This is a genomic window from Blautia sp. AM42-2 (assembly GCF_003480245.1).
Classification (GTDB): Bacteria; Bacillota; Clostridia; order Lachnospirales; family Lachnospiraceae; genus Fusicatenibacter; species Fusicatenibacter saccharivorans.
In genome coordinates this window covers 82,498-100,020 of record NZ_QUIM01000008.1, presented here as the reverse complement: position 1 = coordinate 100,020, position 17,523 = coordinate 82,498, and the positions used below count along the sequence as shown (strand labels likewise).

Sequence of the window (17,523 nt, the reverse complement as noted above, 5' to 3'; positions counted from 1 at the left end):
AACTAATTGAAAATAGACGCTCCCCTTGCGTTATAGATACTAGGGGAGCGTTTTTGAATAGCGGTAGAGAATTTCTATAAGGGATGTTGTTGCTTTTTCTTTGATTTAAATCGAATGCATAAGAAAAATGTAAGAAAATTTTCACCAAACGTCATAGATTTTCAGAAGAATATATGGTAGTATAGGGCTAACAAAAAAGTATGTGAAAAAAATAACAAAGCGGAAAGGAGATGCAGGTGTATGAATAAAAAATTAACAGGTATTTTTGCAATGTGTGCTCTGTTGCTGACTGGATGTCAGGGAGCGAAAGAGAGCAGCAAGGAAATTACGCCGCCGGATACCGGATGGGGAAAAACAGTGGATGAAGTGCTTGCCGACTGGAATTTAGATCGGGATCAGGTGGAAATTTTCTCTGAGACCGAAAGTGCAGCCGCGATCGCAGTAGATACAGAAGCCACTGTTTTCGGCGAGCAAACTTCCAGAGTCATGTTTCAGTTTATCAACCTCGATCAGACCGGAGCGACGGGAAAACCGGTATTGTGCGAAGTAGACATCACCTACCCGGATGATGCCGATATGGATACCGTGAAAAAAGAAATGGAAAAATCCTACGGAAGTTCCAAAGACTCCATTACCCGCTACGAGCTGTACCAGTCGCTGGGCGACGATCAGCTCCCAGAATACACTTACAAAAAAGCAGATCAGCTTGCCGTCTGGTCCGGCGAGAGCCTGAAAGATGCGATTCCTTCCGATAAGAGCACCGAATACGAAACCGCCTGGGAAGCATACCAGCCTGGCCTTACCACCGACAACTGGGAGAACTACACCGAACAAGCAAGCATGGCAACCGCCGTATGCGCATCCGGCGCAGAAGCATTCCCAATGTTTGAAAAAAACGGTGTCAGCCTCGAAGCTTATCCGGGACTGGTATATGAGCAGGTGAAAAGTAATATGAAATAAGAAAGTCATAAACTCCCGGCAGTGCCGGGAGTTTTTCCGTGCATAGGGAGAAGGAAAAGAGTGTGTCCCGGAAAAATTTATGATATACTGAAAAGAGAAAATTCAACTTTTGGAAGGTTCCCGGAATGTCTGTTTTGGAAGAGAGGTGATTCGCCCGTGTATTTTAAACCTGAAAGAGGAGAATCAGGAAAAACTGAAAAGCGGAGAGGCAACACAAAGAAGGGTTGCGATTCCATAGAAAAATAGAGAAAAGCGTGCCTGGAGAACAGACACGCTTTTTAACGTCATGCAGAATGAAAGAGTCTGATGAATATTTGGAAGTACGATTTTAATTTGCACAATTCCGCTCACACAGGAACGCCAGCCCTTTCAGCAGAAGGTTCGGGTCATAGATATGAGGATGTAAAACGAGCGGTTCGACGAAGCGTGCCGCGCCGCCGGTGAGGATGAGGGTGGCGGGGGAGCCGAGTTCGGCTTCGATGCGCTGGACCATTCCGTCGAGCATCGCGGCCATGCCGACGATGGTGCCGGAGAGAATGCATTCTTCGGTGTTTCTGCCAATGATGCGTTTCGGGATCTGGAGGTCGAGCCGCGGGAGCTGGGCGGTCCGCTCGGAGAGGGCGCCAAGTCCCATATCGAGTCCCGGTGCGATGGCGCCGCCGCAGAAGACGCTGTTTTCCCGGATGACATTGAAGGTCGTCGCTGTTCCAAGATCCACGGTGATGACCGGCAGCGGATAATGTGCGGCGGCCCAGGCTGCATCAACGAGGCGGTCGCGGCCTACTTTTTCCGGTTCCGGGATGGAAAATGTCATGCCGAGATCACTTTCGGATGTGACGAGCAGCGGTTCTGTGCCGAACAGATTACGGACACATTCCTGCAGAAGCGTCAGAACCGACGGAACAACGCTGGAAATGATGACGCCCCGAAAGTCGGACGGGGAAAGATTCTTGTCTTCAAAAAGCTGCTCGATCGCAGATTCATACTGGCTGGCAGACCAGGTGTGGTTGATGTCAATCCGGGCTGTGAATTCGAGGGAATATGCTTGCTGCGGTGCGATCCGGACGCCGCCGAGCGTAACGGTTGTGTTCCCGATATCAATGGCTAAAATCATAAAAATACCTCGCGATTATTTTAAAAGTAGAGCTCTTTTGTCCTTTTATTATAAAGCCTTTTTGCATCAATGGCAAACAGGATTGGTTGTAATCTGTTTTTCTGTCTGCTATACTTAAAACTATCATAGGAAAAAAGTTGCTTCGAGGCAGCAGAACGGAGTTACAATGGAAAATCTTGACGGAAAATGTGTTGTACTTGGTGTGACAGGCGGAATTGCCGCCTATAAAATGGCAAATGTGGCGAGCGGTCTTCGGAAAGCCGGAGCAGACGTGCATGTCATCATGACCGAAAACGCGACGCAGTTCATCACCCCGCTGACGTTCGAGACGCTGACCAACAACCGCTGCGTGGTCGATACGTTTGCGCGTGATTTTAAATATGAGGTGACGCATATTTCGCTGGCAAAAGCGGCGGATCTGATTATGATTGCCCCGGCTACCGCCAATGTGATTGCAAAAATGGCACACGGCATTGCAGATGATATGCTGACAACGGTGGTGCTCGCAGCGAAGTGCAAAAAGCTGGTCGCTCCGGCGATGAATACGGCGATGCTGGAAAATCCGATTACGCAGGATAATCTGGCGACGCTGAAAAAATACGGTTTCGGCATCATCGAGCCGACCGTGGGAATGCTGGCGTGCAAGGACGTCGGAAAAGGAAAACTGCCGGACCCGGAGGTGCTGCTCGATTATATCGCGATGGAGCTTGCCCGCGAAAAGACGCTCGCTGGTGTGCGTGTCACCGTGACTGCAGGCCCGACGCAGGAATCCCTCGATCCGGTGCGGTATCTGACGAACCATAGCAGCGGCCGCATGGGATACGCGATTGCGCGGGAGGCGATGCTCCGCGGCGCGCAGGTAACGCTGATTTCCGGCCCGGTTTCATTAGCCCCGGTTCCAGGCGTTGCGATGCGACCGGTGACGACGGCGAAGGACATGCTGGAGGCGGTGCGGGAGACATTGCCGGAGACGGATATTCTGATTAAGGCGGCCGCGGTTGCTGATTACCGGCCTGTGACGGTGGCGGATCAGAAAATCAAAAAGAAGGACGGTGACATGAGCATTCCGCTGGAGCGCACCGACGATATTCTGGGATGGGTGGAAAAGAACCGTCATCCGGGGTTGTTTGTGTGCGGCTTCTCGATGGAAACCGAGAACATGGTGGAAAACTCGCGTGCAAAGCTGGAGAAGAAGCATCTGGACATGATCGCGGCAAACAATTTGAAGACAGAGGGTGCCGGCTTCGGTGTGGCGACGAATGTGGTGACGCTGATCACGAAGGACGGCATCAAGGAGCTTCCGCTCATGGGAAAAGACGAAGTGGCGGGCTGCCTGTTGGATGAGATTGCGGCGCGGCGGTGATCATGTTGAAGTGTGACTTTTTTTCGTTTCCTGGTTGACGCGGGAAAAATGAATGCGTTATAATAAGCACAGGCGCAGCGGCGCACTTTACTTTTACGAAAACAACGAACGATAGGATGGATAAACGTGGAAACGGAAACAGGGGAAGGCTATGCAGAGCTTTCTTCCGTTTCTGTTTCGTTTTTTTAAGGAGAAATTCGGATATGATATTTGAAACACATGCACATTATGACGATGAGAAATTTGATGAAGACCGCGCAGAGCTGCTTTCCTCGATGCAGGAAAACGGGATCGGGCGTATCATCAATGTCTCGGCAAATCTGGAATCACTGGAAAATACAAGAAAACTGATGGAAGCGTATCCGTTCATCTACGGCGCGTTCGGCCTTCACCCGGATGAGGTGGGCGATCTGAACGAGGACGTGATGGCGCGGATGCGGGAACTCTGCCGCATGGAAAAGGCGGTCGCGGTCGGTGAGATTGGCCTTGACTATTACTGGGACAAGGAGAATCATGAGAAGCAGGAATACTGGTTCCGCCGTCAGATTGCGCTTGCTCGGGAAGAAAAACTTCCGATGATTATTCACAGCAGGGAGGCGGCGGCCGATACGCTCCGCGTCATGAAAGAAGAAAAATCGGAGGAGATCGGCGGCGTCATTCATTGTTTTTCCTACTCTGTGGAGATGGCAGAGGAATACCTGAAAATGGGATTTTATCTTGGCATTGGCGGCGTGGTGACGTTCAAAAATGCAAAGAAGATCAAAGAAGTGGTTCAGATGGCTCCGATGGAGCGCATTCTGCTGGAAACAGACAGTCCGTATCTGGCACCGGTTCCGTACCGGGGAAAACGAAATTCATCTCTGTATCTGCCGTACGTTGTGCAGGAGATCGCAGAACTCAAGGGAATTTCGGAAGAAGAAGTCATTGAGACGACAGAAAAAAATGCGGTCAGACTGTTTCGAGCAGAGGAATAGGAAGCGATACCAGAGGTGTTTCTTCTGTTTTATTTGTTCGGATCAATTCCGTCTGGCCGGACAAATTGAATAGGAGAAAGCGAAAATGGTTGATAAAACAATGATGGGCGACAAATGCGCCGAGCTGGTGCGCGCCGCGATGATCGGTGCGCTCGCAGTGACACTGGGAAACCCGACAGCCGTTTATGCAGCAGAAGAGGAAACGGCCGATCCGGGACAGATTGGAATTGAGATTGCAGGGGAAGCAGCCGTTGGGGCTGCTTCTTTTTGCGTGGAGGAAGATGCGGCGGAGGAGGCACCTGCGGAAGCGGAAGAGGTGACAGAACCGGAAGGTACGCAGAATGATGAGATGGAAGAGGAAAGTGGATCCGAGGGAAAAGAAGATGAGACAGTCCCGGAGGAACCGGAACCGCAGGAGCCTGACGGCGGAGAGAATGCAGGAATGACGGAACCGGGAAAAACGGGCGAGACAGAACCAGAGGGGCCGGAAAATGCAGAACCGGGAGAGGCAGGCGAGACAGAGCCAGAGGAGCCGGAAAATCCAGAACCGGGAGATCAGGGAGACATGCCGGAAACACCGGGAAACAGTGAAATGGATGGATCGTGGCCGGGCGAAGGGGAAGATATTTCCAACGATCCATGGCCGGGGCAGGAAGAAATCGGCGGCGGAGATGGGGAGCAGATGGAACCGCCGGAGGAAGAAAACGGATCTGCAGGAAGTGATGATGCAACTGGTGGGGACAAGACGGCAGAAGTCTCTTCGGATTCTGATTTATCACAGTCTGCGGAACCGCCAGCCGCTGAGGCTGAACCCGTCTTTTCGGCAGAGCAGGAAGCTGAGCGTACGCGGGAAAGCTACAGTGAGTGGCAGGCGGCAGAAGCTGAAAAAGTCACGATTTCCCGTATGCCGTGGCTGTTTCATACGGTTGAAAAAACATATGCTATCGCCGATGTGAATTCCTGGCTTCACGTCCGCGAAGGAAAAGGCACAAATCAGAAAATCGTCGGAATCCTGCCGAAGGGAAGCCTCTGTTATATTTTAGCGGATGCGGATTCTGACTGGGTTTATGTGGAATCCGGCGATGTCCGTGGATTTGTCTGCGCGCGGTATCTCCTGCGCGGAGAAGAGGCTGAAAAAGAGGTAAACCGTTGGCAGGAGGAAAGTTTTCCCATGGCGGAAATGTGGGTGAAGCCATGGAATAATAAGGCGTACACCTATACATATGCAACGACGAGAACACTTCTTTCTTCTGACGAAGCGCGCGGCGAGGTCCTGCAGTACGCGAAAAAATTCCTGGGAAATCCGTACGTCTGGGGCGGGACGAGTCTTACAAACGGCTGCGACTGTTCCGGCTTTGCCCAGCAGATTTTTGCTAATTTCGGGTATACCCTTCCGAGAACCTCACGCCAGCAGGCGAAAGCTGGAACACGCATTCCGGTGCAGGAGGCAAAGCCTGGTGACCTGCTGTTTTACCAGCGGGAGAGCGGGTTTATTTACCATGTCATGATTTATCTCGGTGATGGAAAAGTAATCCACGCTGGAAGCGAGGCGACGGGGATTCTGATTTCAGATTTTAACTATGAGAAATCGACAGAATTTGCTGTGCGGGTGATTTCGGAGGAAATACGTGAGAGCAAAGTAGAAACGGGAGATGTGGATAATGGGAGAAAAGAAGGAAACTCTGTGGATAACCAGACAACAGAAAACGGGAATGGTGGAAAACAGAAGGCGGGAGCAGAAAATGTGCAGAATACAAGTGCAGAAAACAGTACCGCAGGTGATCGGTTGGAAAGCGCTTCGGGAAAATATCTCGGCAATTTTAAACTGACCGCTTACTGCAACTGCGCCGTCTGCTGTGGCCGCTGGGCGGGCGGCCCGACCGCATCCGGAAAAATGCCGGTGCAGGGCCGGACCATTGCAACCGGCGTTCTGCCGTTTGGAACGAAGCTGAATATCGGCGGAAAAATTTACACGGTCGAGGACCGCGGCACGCCGTACGGCCACATTGATATCTATATGGAACGCCATGCAGACGCAGAGGAGTTCGGCGTGCGCTACGCGGATGTATATCAGTCAGAAGAAATCTGATAAAATTTGCCGATCACGGCGGCATGTGCATCCGTGCCGTGGCCGATATACGGAGTCCTTGCAATCGGGAGATCCGGTCCGGCCGCCTGGCGGACAAGCTGCGGCATATCCGGCGTCAGCTGGTCGCGTTCCATCTGGGAAAATGTTCCGAGGAGAATACCATTGATCTGTTCAAAGGCATGCATCATTTTCAGCTGGGACAGAAACGTAACCATCTGCGGAACGCCGCCGCCCATGGCTTCGAGGAGCAGGATTTTTCCGCGGAAATCCGGCTGAAAATCCGTTCCGGCGAGCTTCAGAAAACAGCGGATATTTCCGCCGATCATCACACCTTCCATGTGATCGCCCTGCAGAAATGTGCAAGGGAGGTCGAAGAGGCTGGGAGACTGCCCGGAAAAAGCGTTTTGGAACAGAGTGATCTGTTCGGCGCTGTGGTCGTACAGCAGATTTCGAACCTGATACAGCATCGACTCATTTCCAGTCGCAGTCGTGACAGCATTGACAATCGTTGTGAGATCACTGTATCCCCAGAAGCGCTTGCCGGAGGCGGCGATGACAGAAAAATCCAGATACGGCAGAACTTCATTCGCCATATCGCCGCCGGAAACATCAAAAATATCCGTGATTTCTGGGTCACAGTAAAGGTTCATCAATGCATCCGCCCGCTCCGCGCCCGTGCCGGAAAAGCCGGAACCGTTGTCGAAGAGGCAGGGGCTTAAAACAGGATCGAAGCCCAGCTCCCGCAGAATCTGACAGAGACGCGCCAGATCGGCGGAAAAGGAAGGATGCATGGGGTTGGAGCAGGCGGTAATACCAATTTTATGAGACATAAAGATTCCTTTCTCGGAGTAAAACAAGGCAAAATCTGCATTTTCGTGGCACACCGGTACAGCTTTTTCTTTGAATTTGCAAAGCAGATTTAGAGATCGCCGGTGTTTGCAGAATGCCGTTTTGGACAAAAATTATAAAGCTTTGAGGTCGTCAATCAGTGTCTGCACTTCCTCTTCCGTCGTTGCCCAGCTGGTGCAGAACCGCGCAATATTTCCGCCGTCCGCGGATTTCCCCATTGGCTCGAAAATATAGCGTTTTTCCAGAGTTTCCTTCTGCGCATCGGTGAGAATCACAAACTGCTGATTCGTAAAACTCTCCACCCAGAATGGAATCCCCTGCGCCGCAAATGCTTTGCGGAGTTTCATGGCAAGTTCATCGGCGCGGCGTGTCGCAGTAAAATAAAGATCATGCCCCAGCAGGCAGTGGAACTGCAGTCCGAGCAGCCATCCCTTTGCGAGGACAGCGCCGTTCTGTTTCATGTAGGCTTTGAACCGCTTTTTCAGCGAGTCAGCTGTAAGCACAACGGCCTCACCAAACAGCGCACCGCATTTCGTTCCGCCGAAATAGAAAACATCTGTGAGAGCAGCGAGATCCTCGAGAGAAACATCATTCTTCTCTGATCCAAGCCCGTATCCAAGCCGTGCCCCGTCCACAAACAGATACATATCATACTTCCGGCAGACCTCGTGAATCTTCGTCAGCTCCTGCAGCGAATACAGCGTTCCCTGCTCAGTCGGAAATGAAAGATATACCATCTTCGGCTCCGTCAGATACTCCGGCTCACCGCCTTCATAATAAGCCGCCGCACACGCCGCAATCTGTTCCGCCGAAATTTTACCATCCGTATTCGGCAGCTCTAGAATCTTATGCCCGGTATTTTCAATCGAAGCCGCCTCATGGCAGTTAATATGTCCGGTATCCGCCGCAATCACACTCTGCACCGGCGAAAGCGCTGCTGCCGTCACAATAAAATTCGCCTGCGTCGCCCCCGGAAAAAAATGAACCGCCGCATCCGCACAATGAATCTTCTCCCGAATCAGCTCCGCAGCCTTCTCACACCATTCATCCTCCCCATATCCACCATAACTGTTCCCATTAATAGCCCCCAGCGCCTCCAGAATCTCCGGGTGCGCACCGTGATTGTAGTCATTATTAAATCGTATCATCAGTTTATGTTCTCCTTAATTTGAATTTGAAAAATGCTGTTTCCATTATACGGCATCTGAAGGAAAACAGCAATTGGAGAACAAAAAGAGAAAATGCAAAAAAATGCAGAAGGAGGATTATCTGCATCGTACAATATTGGAGCAAGATATTTTATCCGTGAAATTTTAAAACCCTTACCGGCAACGGAAAGGTCTTTGCTGGAGGCAAAAGTTCCTGCAGTAAAGAGTAGAACCTCATGTGTTTATGCGGATTTGAGAGACTTAATTTCAGAAATGGAACTGCGAAAAGCAGCATAAACACAGGCAGATATACCGTGGACTACCTGTTATGTGGAGGCCTGCCGTATCCGGCATGGAAGAAGCGCGTATCCGCGCAAGATCTAAGAAACAGGCGTATCCGCCGATATTTTGTCTGCCGCCTAAAGCGGTCTGAAGCACGTGACTTTAGTCATGTGAGGTTCAGTTCGTATAAAAACAGTATCGGAAAATAAGAAAAGAACCGACAGAGAAATCTGAGAACTAAACTAAAGATTTCCCCGCCGGTTCTTTTTCTATGCATCTATTTTCATCCATTATATATTTCGCATTGACTTTTTATATACCGATTGGTATAATGATAACAGAAACACACATAAGAAACCTGCAAAATCCAACAAAATTCGTCAAAATTGCCAAAAACTCACGCAATTCGACCATCACACACAAAAGCAGACTTCTTAAATACAAAATCAACAAAAGCATTTTAAACCAAAACAAATGCCAACTCACACGTAACAAACAACCACCCAAACACACCGCGGCCAGGCGAACTCCAGAGAGCGTCCCTTCCGCAACAAAGAGGATTCAAAATGGACAATCGTCAGCTAATCATGAACTCAGCTCTGACCCTCTTCTACGAAAGCGGGTACGACGCCGTCGGTGTTCAGCAGATCGTAGACTCCGCCGGAGTATCCAAACCAACCCTGTACTATTACTTCGGAAGCAAACAAGGCCTCCTCGAAGCCCTGCTAAACGAGCACTTTCAGCCCATGGAACAAAAACTCATCGAAGCCTCCGAAACCGGGAAAAACATCCCCGAAAAACTGTACCGCATCGCGCGTGCCTTCTTCAACGGAGCCTCCGAAGACCCGAAATTCCATATGCTGATGATGGCACTGTTCTATTCCGGAAGAAAAAGCGAAGGCTTCCGCACCGTATACCCCATGATTGACCGGTTCTATCACCTGTGCGTCGACGTCTTCGACAACGCCAGCGCCGAACTCGGCAACATGAACGGCCGTCAGGAACAATTCGCCGTAGGCTTCTCCGGAATCCTGATGCACTACCTGATGATGACAGCAGGAGATCAATCCGATCTTTCCAACCTCGTCGTCCGGGACGAAGAAGTCTACCGTCTGGTACACCAGTTCATGTATGGAATTTACTCATAACCCAAAAACAAGGAGGACAAACAAAATGGCACCATGGTATGAAGAGGCAGAATTTTATCACATCTATCCGATCGGACTGACCGGCGCGCCGAGAAAAAATGAATCGGAAGAAACCGTACACCGCTTTTCCACACTGGAACAGTGGCTTCCGCACATCGCAGATCTCGGTTGTACCGCAATCTATATCGGCCCCTTGTTTGAATCAACCGCACATGGATACGACACAAAAGATTACAAACAGGTAGACCGCCGCTTAGGCGACAACGCGGACTTTGCCGCATACGTAAAAAAAGCCCACGAACTCGGCATCAAAGTCGTCGTAGACGGTGTCTTCAACCACACCGGCCGCGAATTCTTTGCCTTCCGCGACATTCAGGAAAAAAGAGAACAGTCCCCGTACTGCGGATGGTACAAAGGAATCTGGTTCGGCGGAAACACCTGCTATAACGACGGATTCTCCTACGAAGCATGGAGAAACTGCTTCGAACTCGTCAACCTGAATCTCCAGAACCAGCAGGTCCGCGACTATCTCCTTGATGTCATCGACTTCTGGATCGACGAATTCGACATCGACGGCATCCGTCTCGACTGCGCCGACTGCCTGGATTTCGGCTTCATGGAGCAGATGCGCGCACGCACATCCGCCAAAAAACAGGACTTCTGGCTGATGGGCGAAGTCATCCACGGCGACTATGCACGCTACATAGGAGATGGACAGCATCTGCTGCACAGCGTTACAAACTATGAGCTTCACAAAGGACTTTATTCGGGACATAACGATCATAATTACTTTGAAATTGCACATACGATTCGCCGCGAATTTGACGAAAACGGCGGTATTTACAAAGGAAAGAAACTGTACAGCTTCGTTGACAATCACGACGTAGACCGTCTGGCCAGCAAGCTGAACGTAAAAGAAAACATGATTCCAATTTATGCGCTGCTGTACTTCCTGCCGGGCATCCCGTCCATCTATTACGGATCGGAATTCGGCATCGAGGGAAGAAAAGAAGGCGGAAACGACGATCCGCTGCGTCCGGCGCTGAATCTGGAAGAACTGGAGAAAAATCCGCCGGCAGAAAAACTTCCGGCATGGATCAAAACATTATCAGACGTCAGAAAAAAACATCCTGCAGCACGAACGGGAAGATACCGCGAACTCATGCTGACCAACCGCCAGTATGCCTTTGCACGCCTGGATGAGACAGACGCTCTGATCACAGCAGTAAATAATGATGAAAACCAGAGTGCGGGAGTCTGGATTCCTGCATCTTGCGACGGAACATGGAAAAACGCGGTAACCGGAGAAGCCATTTCTCCGGAAAATGGAAAACTTTTTGTTGAAGTGCCTCCATGCGGCTGTGTTCTGATTGAAAAAGAAGCATAAAGGGGATTTTTTCTATGAAGGAAACTGCGAAAACAACGGCAAAAACAACAGCAAAAACCAGAAAAGCGCCAAAAAAACCGGCGGGCTATCAGCCAAGATTTTCTGAACTGGATCAGTACTTATTTGGACAGGCAACCCATTACGATATTTTCCGGAAAATGGGTGCGCACCTGGACAAAAAAGACGGCAAAGTAGGAGCCTGGTTCACCGTATGGGCTCCGCATGCGGCGGAAGTATCTGTCATCGGCGAATTCAACGGCTGGGATGCCCATGCCAATGTGATGCGGAAAGTCGGCGAGGACGGCGTTTATGAAGTGTTCATTCCGGGCGTGACCGAGGGAATGATGTATAAATATTACATCCGCACACCGGACGGAAGAGAACTGTACAAAGCAGATCCATACGCATTTGCATCCGAAAAACGGCCGGGTACCGCGTCAAAAGTAGCGGAAATCGAAGGCTACCGCTGGGGTGACAGCGAATGGCTGACGAACCGCAAAAAATTTGACGTTCAGAAATCCGCGCTCTCCATCTACGAAGTGCACCCGGGCTCCTGGATGAAACATCCGTGGTCCGAATCCAACCCGGACGGATTTTACAATTACGTTCAGTTCGCACATTCGCTTGCCGATTACGTAAAAAAAATGGGCTATACCCACGTAGAGCTGATGGGAATTGCAGAGCATCCGTTTGACGGTTCCTGGGGCTATCAGGTAACGGGCTATTACGCACCGACCTCCCGCTACGGAACACCGAAAGAGTTTAAATATCTTGTTGATTATCTGCATAAAAATAAAATCGGTGTTATTCTGGACTGGGTACCGGCACACTTCCCGAAAGATGCGCACGGCCTTGCTGATTTTGATGGCCAGCCGCTGTATGAGTACGCCGACCCGAGAAAGGGCGAGCACCCGGAGTGGGGAACGAAGATCTTTGATTACGGCAAAAATGAAGTGAAAAACTTTATGCTGGCAAATGCGCTTTACTGGGTAGAAGAGTACCACGTAGACGGTCTCCGTGTCGATGCTGTTGCTTCGATGCTGTATCTCGACTATGGAAAAGAGCCGGGCCAGTGGGTGCCGAACAAGAACGGCGGAAATGAAAATCTCGAAGCCGTCGAGTTCTTCAAACACCTGAATACCTTGGTGCGCGGACGAAACAAAGGTGTCATCATGATTGCCGAGGAGTCCACAACGTGGCCGAAGGTAACGGGAAGCGTAGAGGACGGCGGCCTGCATTTCTCCTACAAATGGAACATGGGATGGATGCATGACTTCCTCGATTACATGAAGCTCGATCCATACTTCCGCAAATACAACCATAACAAGATGACCTTCGGCATGACCTATGCATTTTCCGAGAACTACATTCTGGTGCTCTCGCACGATGAGGTTGTCCACTTGAAATGCTCGATGATCAATAAAATGCCGGGCGATCTGAAGGAAAAATTCCAGAACCTGATGGTAGGCTATGCTTTCATGTTCGGGCACCCGGGCAAAAAACTTCTGTTCATGGGACAGGATTTCGGACAGCTCCGCGAGTGGAGCGAGGAACGCGAGATCGACTGGTTCCTGCTGGCAGATGAGGGGCATCAGCATCTGCAGACCTTCTTCAGTGACCTGCTGAAAATGTACCGCAAGTACCCGGCACTCTACGCGAACGACTGCGGCTACGAAGGCTTCCAGTGGATCAATGCCAACGACGGCGACCGCAGCATTTACAGCTTCGTCCGCTGGTCACCGACAGGCAAGAACAATCTGCTGTTTGTCTGCAACTTCACACCAGTCGAGAGACCGGACTACATGTGCGGCGTACCGCGCAAAAAACAGTACCGCCTGATACTCGACAGCTCCGATATGAAATACGGCGGTCCGACCGAAAAACGCCAGATGGTCTACCGCGCCAAAGACGGCGAATGCGATGGCCAGCCATATCGGATTGCATATTCACTTCCGGCGTATGGTGTGGCGGTGTTCAGCTTCTAAAATAAGATAGCTACTAATTTTCATCAATATCATGACCGGCAGAGAACGAAAGAGATTTCTTAAATCTGTCGGTCATTGTGTTTTGTGTTCGAAGGAAAAGAGGTGTTGATTTGATGAAAGAAGAAAGAAAAGAGCCGATACAGATTCCGCACATCCAGACAATCAACGATCACATTTCCTATCTTACACCGACAGAACATCCACTTTCGGCAAATGTTGTGATCATCGAGGGTGATGCATTTTTCTGGGTATATGACGTGGGAAATCATCCTGCGGTTTCAGAAATTCTGCAGAAAAAGTCAGAACAGACAGGAAAAGAAATTCGGGTGATTTTATCCCATTTTCATCCCGACCATATCGGGAATCTGTCGGAGATTTCGTGCGAAGCGGTTTACCAGGGGAAAAATACGTTTCGTTATACAAAAACAGGAACTGTGATAGAAGAAGATACGTGGTTTCAGGACGGTGACGTGTGGTTACATTTATTTCCGATTCCATCGAGTCATGCCAAAGGATCGCTTGCATTGGAAGTGGATGAGACGTGGTGCTTTCTCGGGGATGCGGCATATGCGACGCAGAAAAACGGACAGACCGTTTATAATGCCGAGCGCCTGCTGGCAGAAATCCGAGTTCTGAAAAACGTGCGTGCGCCGCATTTTTTCCTAAGTCACAGCGAACCGTTTCAGCAGAACAAAGAGGATGTGCTGGAATGGATGGAAGCGATTTATGAGAAACGGAAACGAGATGAATCATATATAAAAACACCCCAGCGCTTATGACAGGGAGTCCTTCGAGGCTGAATCAGTTATGCCACTTCGGCAATTCACTTTCTTTCACCGAAACTGATTCAAGATCCATATTCGACCAATATGAGCCGATATCTGAACTTGTGAAGTATTCAAAATTGCCCGTGGAAGATTTCAGCTTTCCGTTCTTGACTCCATTGCAGACATAAACCAGTTCGTAGTTTGTCCCATCCGAAAGGTTAAATCGAAAACTGGTCACATCTGCGCCTGTGATTTCCTCGACTTGTTTGTCTGTCAATGATAAGTTTTCAAACATATGATACAAGTCTGTTATATCAGTTTTTGCAACGACTATTTTCTTTTCTGCTGATACCGGTGCTCCCGCATAGTGGTACATTTCGATATTTTCAACATCTCCAACTTCAAAAGGAAAGTCGATATGGACCGTTTCTTTGCTACAGCCGACCAGTACCATCATTAAAATCAGAAAGGATATCAAATTTGTCGCTTTTTTCATATCATTGCACTCCTCGTCATGTTTTTGACAGGTCAAGAGTTCAAAAATCCTCTTGCAAGCGAGCTTGCATTAGCTTTTTGAGCCTGGTATCATGATGATTTGAGTATATCATAGTTTAACCGAATCAAGCAAGTCACCTGCTTCCATTGCGCGAAGCAATAAGCAGGGGGTTGGAACTTACTTGATTCGGTTAAACAAACAAGGGAGATGAAAAAATGAATGAAATTATAGCTTTACAGAAATATGAAAACGAAGCACAACTTGCAAAAGAGCTGATTCGAGGCTTTTGGCTGGCTCATGGTGATTATGTTATAACCGACGAAGAGGCCGCGGAGAATCTTGCTGCCTGGACAGACAAAGGGCATGTGTTTTATTTTATCTTAAAAGAAGAGATCCCCATTGGATTTGTGCATCTCGGAAGCCGCGGGGCGGAAGTTGACTGGATCGAAGATCTTTTCGTACTTCCGGAATACCAGGGAAACGGATACGGAAGTCATGCGATTGCGCTGGTTGAAGCCGAGATAAAAAAGTATTCTGAATCTGTCTATCTTGAGGTAGCTGCACGAAATTTTGGAGCGATGAAACTCTATCATAGATTGGGATATCATTGCCTGAACACTGTGACGTTACGCAAAGATTTTCAACCGGAGAATTTTGAAGTGATTCGCAGCGAAGAGCTTTTGGGGTATCCGTTGGAAGTTAAGAAGTATATTAAGTAGAATCTCACGCCGATTTGCGCAGCAAATCCAGACCTCCCCACCGCCCGGCTCAATGTCAGCCCGGAAGTGCGTCTGTGTCGTCTGGGACTGTGCCCCAGGGCACAGTCCCAGGCGGCGCAGGTGCACTTCCGGGTGTCCGTTTTTTAAACAACCGCAACCCCCGCCATCCCCAGTACCGCCGCAATCGCAAACAGCACCAGCAGATGCACCGGATAAAACGCATAAAACGGATACTTCAGATTCAATCCTCGTTTTCCGTTATAAAAATGCACCGGGATCATAGCCAGAAAACAGGTGATTTCATTCAGACTCAACAGCGTAAGCACCGCACACCCGATTCCGATACAGTACATTTTATTCTTTCTCATATTATACATCAGCACAATCGTCAGAATTCCCATTGCACTGTAATCTGTCTTCAACAGCGTGGCCACTGCACAGGCTGCCACAATCACCAGCAGCTTGCCAACCGAAACCTTCCAGTTCGCCCTCTGCCATGCACCGGCATCTTTTTGCGCTTTTGAATCGATTTTCTGAAGAAAAATCATCATCACAAGGCCGATAAATAAAGTGAAAAAGACATTCTGATAATCCAGATAAAACGGTTTTCCCGCAAATGCCAGATCGAACGGGATCTCCGAAACCAGTGCAAAAATCCCAAGATTCAGCGCATACTTTTTCACATCATGCGTATGCATGAACCCTTCAATCAACAGAAAACAGAAAATCGGAAAACTGATCCTTCCGATTGCGCGCATAATCATATCCGCATAATAAATCACAGCTGTGTTTCCGGTAGAGAGAAATGATGCGCCTCCGTCCGAAGCGTTCACCGCATCCAGAAGACCACGGGAAATCAGGATTCGGTCGAAAAGTACAGCTGCAGTGTGGTCGATCAGCATACAGACCATCGCAATGATTTTCAAGGTACTGCCGGGAATTTTACCGGCGCTTTTTACGGGTTTCGCAGTAGTAGCTGCCATATAAAACATCCTTTCTGGAACGCAAACGAAAGGCAGACTGTGCAAGCCGTCTGCGGATCAGGTTCCTGTAACGACAAACAGCAGAAAATCCTGCTGTTTTGCCAGAGTTGTAATACTATGATTATACGTTCTGAGGAGGTTAATGTCAAAGAAATAAATGGTTTTCATCACTGGCTGTTTTTGCGTATTTTCTTCTGCGTCCTGTGGTAAATCACAGGCAGAGACAGAAAAAACAGTTCTGAAATAACGCAGAGTATGGTAGAATCTGCCAGTCGGGTAAATGAAAATAGAAAGCGTCTCCGGGCTCATCCCAAAACGAACGGGGCAGCGTACCAATTCGTAAACCAGAATTGGTACGCTGCCCCGTATTTTAAAATACATCCAGGTCTTTTCCGTTCACGACATATCCGTCATACCCTGCATCCCGGATTTCATCCAGTATCGCAGTATCGCGCCATGCCATCTCGGCGGCAAGGTTTTTGTGGTTATCCTGTACATTCATATGGTAAATCCGGTGATACGTAACGAGCAGTTTCGGATTTGCTTTTTTTGCAACACCGGCAAGATCCGTGCTTAACGTATGCACTTCCCGGTGGTATTTCTGCCATTTGGGTTCGCGGCAGGAGATTCCGGCGGCGTATTCCACTTCGTGCAGCAGGATATCACAGCCTTTCGATTTTTCTGCCACGAGATCCAGCGGAGCGGTATCGCCGGTGATGACGATTGTGCGGTCCGGTGTGGTGAATTTATAGCCGTAGCATTCCAGTGTTCCGTGGCTGACCGGAAAAGCCTCCACCGTAACCAGGTCATCCCGGTAGACAATGCCGGATTCAATTTCTGTTACCTCAACGCGGTAGCCGGATTCGTTTGCTTTTTCGAAACCGTGAATTCGGAAATCAATGTCGGTTTCATAGGCCTGTAAGATATGATCGGTCATGTGCTGTAAGCCCTTTGGCCCGAAAACTTTCAATGGAACCGGGCGCTCCAGCACCCACGGAGTAAAAATCAGATCCGGGTATCCTGCGGTATGGTCTGTGTGAAGGTGCGTACAGAAGGCAACGGTCAGAAGATCCGGCCGCAGGGCATCCACGCCGTTAAAATAGGCGGCTGAGGCCTGGCGGACAACGCCAGGACCAAAATCTACCAGATAAGCACGGTCACCGACCACGACAGCGGAGGAAGGTCCGTTGGCATTCGGACACGCATTTGGTGTGCCGGTTCCGAGAAGAACAAGTTTTGTCTGCATTCTTTCTCTTTTC

At 49.5% G+C, this 17,523-nt stretch carries 16 protein-coding genes; 10 read left to right on the top strand and 6 right to left on the bottom strand.

Annotated elements, in window-relative coordinates; genetic code table 11:
- Positions 1-240 precede the first annotated feature (240 nt).
- Entirely contained in the window at positions 241-960 is a 720-nt protein-coding gene (locus DW915_RS10465; protein WP_118742087.1) for a hypothetical protein, read from the top strand.
- Between the two features lie 328 nt (positions 961-1,288).
- On the opposite strand, the gene DW915_RS10460 is transcribed toward DW915_RS10465, so the two are convergent.
- Complete coding sequence (locus DW915_RS10460; protein ID WP_022461121.1) at positions 1,289-2,074, bottom strand: type III pantothenate kinase; 786 nt, start codon at positions 2,072-2,074, stop codon at positions 1,289-1,291.
- Between the two features lie 166 nt (positions 2,075-2,240).
- Between DW915_RS10460 and coaBC the strand changes: the two genes are divergently transcribed.
- The 3 genes from coaBC to DW915_RS10445 all read left to right on the top strand — a co-directional run bounded on the left by coaBC (position 2,241) and on the right by DW915_RS10445 (position 6,500).
- The gene (gene coaBC, locus DW915_RS10455; protein ID WP_117510875.1) at positions 2,241-3,437 is read left to right on the top strand and encodes a bifunctional phosphopantothenoylcysteine decarboxylase/phosphopantothenate--cysteine ligase CoaBC; all 1,197 of its coding nucleotides are present in this window, start codon (positions 2,241-2,243) and stop codon (positions 3,435-3,437) included.
- A gap of 203 nt (positions 3,438-3,640) precedes the next feature.
- Positions 3,641-4,411: a TatD family hydrolase gene (locus DW915_RS10450; RefSeq protein WP_022461123.1), complete on the top strand. Its 771-nt coding sequence runs from the start codon at positions 3,641-3,643 to the stop codon at positions 4,409-4,411.
- 85 nt (positions 4,412-4,496) lie between these two features.
- Complete coding sequence (locus tag DW915_RS10445) at positions 4,497-6,500, top strand: NlpC/P60 family protein (RefSeq protein WP_118742086.1); 2,004 nt, start codon at positions 4,497-4,499, stop codon at positions 6,498-6,500.
- Here the strand turns inward: DW915_RS10445 and DW915_RS10440 are convergent.
- On the bottom strand, positions 6,482-7,330 hold the full coding sequence (locus tag DW915_RS10440; protein ID WP_147398432.1) for an LD-carboxypeptidase: 849 nt from the start codon (positions 7,328-7,330) through the stop codon (positions 6,482-6,484). The two genes, DW915_RS10445 and DW915_RS10440, sit on opposite strands and share 19 nt — an antisense overlap.
- A gap of 132 nt (positions 7,331-7,462) precedes the next feature.
- Positions 7,463-8,497, bottom strand: a complete 1,035-nt coding sequence (locus tag DW915_RS10435; protein ID WP_055225768.1) for a threonine aldolase family protein — start codon at positions 8,495-8,497, stop codon at positions 7,463-7,465.
- Between the two features lie 93 nt (positions 8,498-8,590).
- On the opposite strand from DW915_RS10435, the gene DW915_RS10430 reads away from it, so the two are divergent.
- The 5 genes from DW915_RS10430 (at position 8,591) to DW915_RS10410 (ending at position 14,078) form a co-directional block, all read left to right on the top strand.
- Positions 8,591-8,794 (top strand): hypothetical protein, encoded by a 204-nt coding sequence (locus DW915_RS10430; protein ID WP_055220935.1) that lies wholly within the window; start codon positions 8,591-8,593, stop codon positions 8,792-8,794.
- A 551-nt stretch (positions 8,795-9,345) separates the two neighbouring features.
- Entirely contained in the window at positions 9,346-9,927 is a 582-nt protein-coding gene (locus DW915_RS10425) for a TetR/AcrR family transcriptional regulator (protein ID WP_022461597.1), read from the top strand.
- A gap of 25 nt (positions 9,928-9,952) precedes the next feature.
- Positions 9,953-11,314 carry an alpha-amylase family glycosyl hydrolase gene (locus DW915_RS10420; protein WP_118742084.1) on the top strand — a complete coding sequence of 454 codons (1,362 nt, stop codon included), beginning with the start codon at positions 9,953-9,955 and terminating at the stop codon, positions 11,312-11,314.
- A 14-nt stretch (positions 11,315-11,328) separates the two neighbouring features.
- On the top strand, positions 11,329-13,299 hold the full coding sequence (glgB, locus tag DW915_RS10415) for a 1,4-alpha-glucan branching protein GlgB (protein ID WP_118742083.1): 1,971 nt from the start codon (positions 11,329-11,331) through the stop codon (positions 13,297-13,299).
- Between the two features lie 113 nt (positions 13,300-13,412).
- A complete protein-coding gene (locus tag DW915_RS10410; protein WP_055225761.1) occupies positions 13,413-14,078 on the top strand; it encodes an MBL fold metallo-hydrolase in 666 nt (221 codons plus the stop codon).
- A gap of 22 nt (positions 14,079-14,100) precedes the next feature.
- Here the strand turns inward: DW915_RS10410 and DW915_RS10405 are convergent, their stop codons facing one another.
- Positions 14,101-14,562, bottom strand: a complete 462-nt coding sequence (locus tag DW915_RS10405) for a hypothetical protein (protein WP_022461593.1) — start codon at positions 14,560-14,562, stop codon at positions 14,101-14,103.
- Positions 14,563-14,777: 215 nt separating this feature from the next.
- Between DW915_RS10405 and DW915_RS10400 the strand changes: the two genes are divergently transcribed.
- Positions 14,778-15,281, top strand: coding sequence for a GNAT family N-acetyltransferase (locus DW915_RS10400; RefSeq protein WP_117761329.1), 504 nt, complete (start codon positions 14,778-14,780; stop codon positions 15,279-15,281).
- Between the two features lie 143 nt (positions 15,282-15,424).
- Here the strand turns inward: DW915_RS10400 and DW915_RS10395 are convergent, their stop codons facing one another.
- Together DW915_RS10395 and DW915_RS10385 are read right to left on the bottom strand one after the other, a co-directional pair.
- Positions 15,425-16,264 (bottom strand): TraX family protein, encoded by an 840-nt coding sequence (locus DW915_RS10395; RefSeq protein ID WP_118641149.1) that lies wholly within the window; start codon positions 16,262-16,264, stop codon positions 15,425-15,427.
- 370 nt (positions 16,265-16,634) lie between these two features.
- Positions 16,635-17,510: an MBL fold metallo-hydrolase gene (locus DW915_RS10385; RefSeq protein ID WP_118742109.1), complete on the bottom strand. Its 876-nt coding sequence runs from the start codon at positions 17,508-17,510 to the stop codon at positions 16,635-16,637.
- Positions 17,511-17,523 lie beyond the last annotated feature (13 nt).

What these genes read in the sequence shown, in the direction of transcription:
- DW915_RS10465 (WP_118742087.1), top strand. Translation starts at nt 241, where the DNA reads ATGAATAAAAAATTAACAGGTATTTTTGCAATGTGTGCTCTGTTGCTG.
- DW915_RS10460 (WP_022461121.1), bottom strand. Translation starts at nt 2,074, where the DNA reads ATGATTTTAGCCATTGATATCGGGAACACAACCGTTACGCTCGGCGGC.
- coaBC (WP_117510875.1), top strand. Translation starts at nt 2,241, where the DNA reads ATGGAAAATCTTGACGGAAAATGTGTTGTACTTGGTGTGACAGGCGGA.
- DW915_RS10450 (WP_022461123.1), top strand. Translation starts at nt 3,641, where the DNA reads ATGATATTTGAAACACATGCACATTATGACGATGAGAAATTTGATGAA.
- DW915_RS10445 (WP_118742086.1), top strand. Translation starts at nt 4,497, where the DNA reads ATGGTTGATAAAACAATGATGGGCGACAAATGCGCCGAGCTGGTGCGC.
- DW915_RS10440 (WP_147398432.1), bottom strand. Translation starts at nt 7,330, where the DNA reads ATGTCTCATAAAATTGGTATTACCGCCTGCTCCAACCCCATGCATCCT.
- DW915_RS10435 (WP_055225768.1), bottom strand. Translation starts at nt 8,497, where the DNA reads ATGATACGATTTAATAATGACTACAATCACGGTGCGCACCCGGAGATT.
- DW915_RS10430 (WP_055220935.1), top strand. Translation starts at nt 8,591, where the DNA reads ATGCAAAAAAATGCAGAAGGAGGATTATCTGCATCGTACAATATTGGA.
- DW915_RS10425 (WP_022461597.1), top strand. Translation starts at nt 9,346, where the DNA reads ATGGACAATCGTCAGCTAATCATGAACTCAGCTCTGACCCTCTTCTAC.
- DW915_RS10420 (WP_118742084.1), top strand. Translation starts at nt 9,953, where the DNA reads ATGGCACCATGGTATGAAGAGGCAGAATTTTATCACATCTATCCGATC.
- glgB (WP_118742083.1), top strand. Translation starts at nt 11,329, where the DNA reads ATGAAGGAAACTGCGAAAACAACGGCAAAAACAACAGCAAAAACCAGA.
- DW915_RS10410 (WP_055225761.1), top strand. Translation starts at nt 13,413, where the DNA reads ATGAAAGAAGAAAGAAAAGAGCCGATACAGATTCCGCACATCCAGACA.
- DW915_RS10405 (WP_022461593.1), bottom strand. Translation starts at nt 14,562, where the DNA reads ATGAAAAAAGCGACAAATTTGATATCCTTTCTGATTTTAATGATGGTA.
- DW915_RS10400 (WP_117761329.1), top strand. Translation starts at nt 14,778, where the DNA reads ATGAATGAAATTATAGCTTTACAGAAATATGAAAACGAAGCACAACTT.
- DW915_RS10395 (WP_118641149.1), bottom strand. Translation starts at nt 16,264, where the DNA reads ATGGCAGCTACTACTGCGAAACCCGTAAAAAGCGCCGGTAAAATTCCC.
- DW915_RS10385 (WP_118742109.1), bottom strand. Translation starts at nt 17,510, where the DNA reads ATGCAGACAAAACTTGTTCTTCTCGGAACCGGCACACCAAATGCGTGT.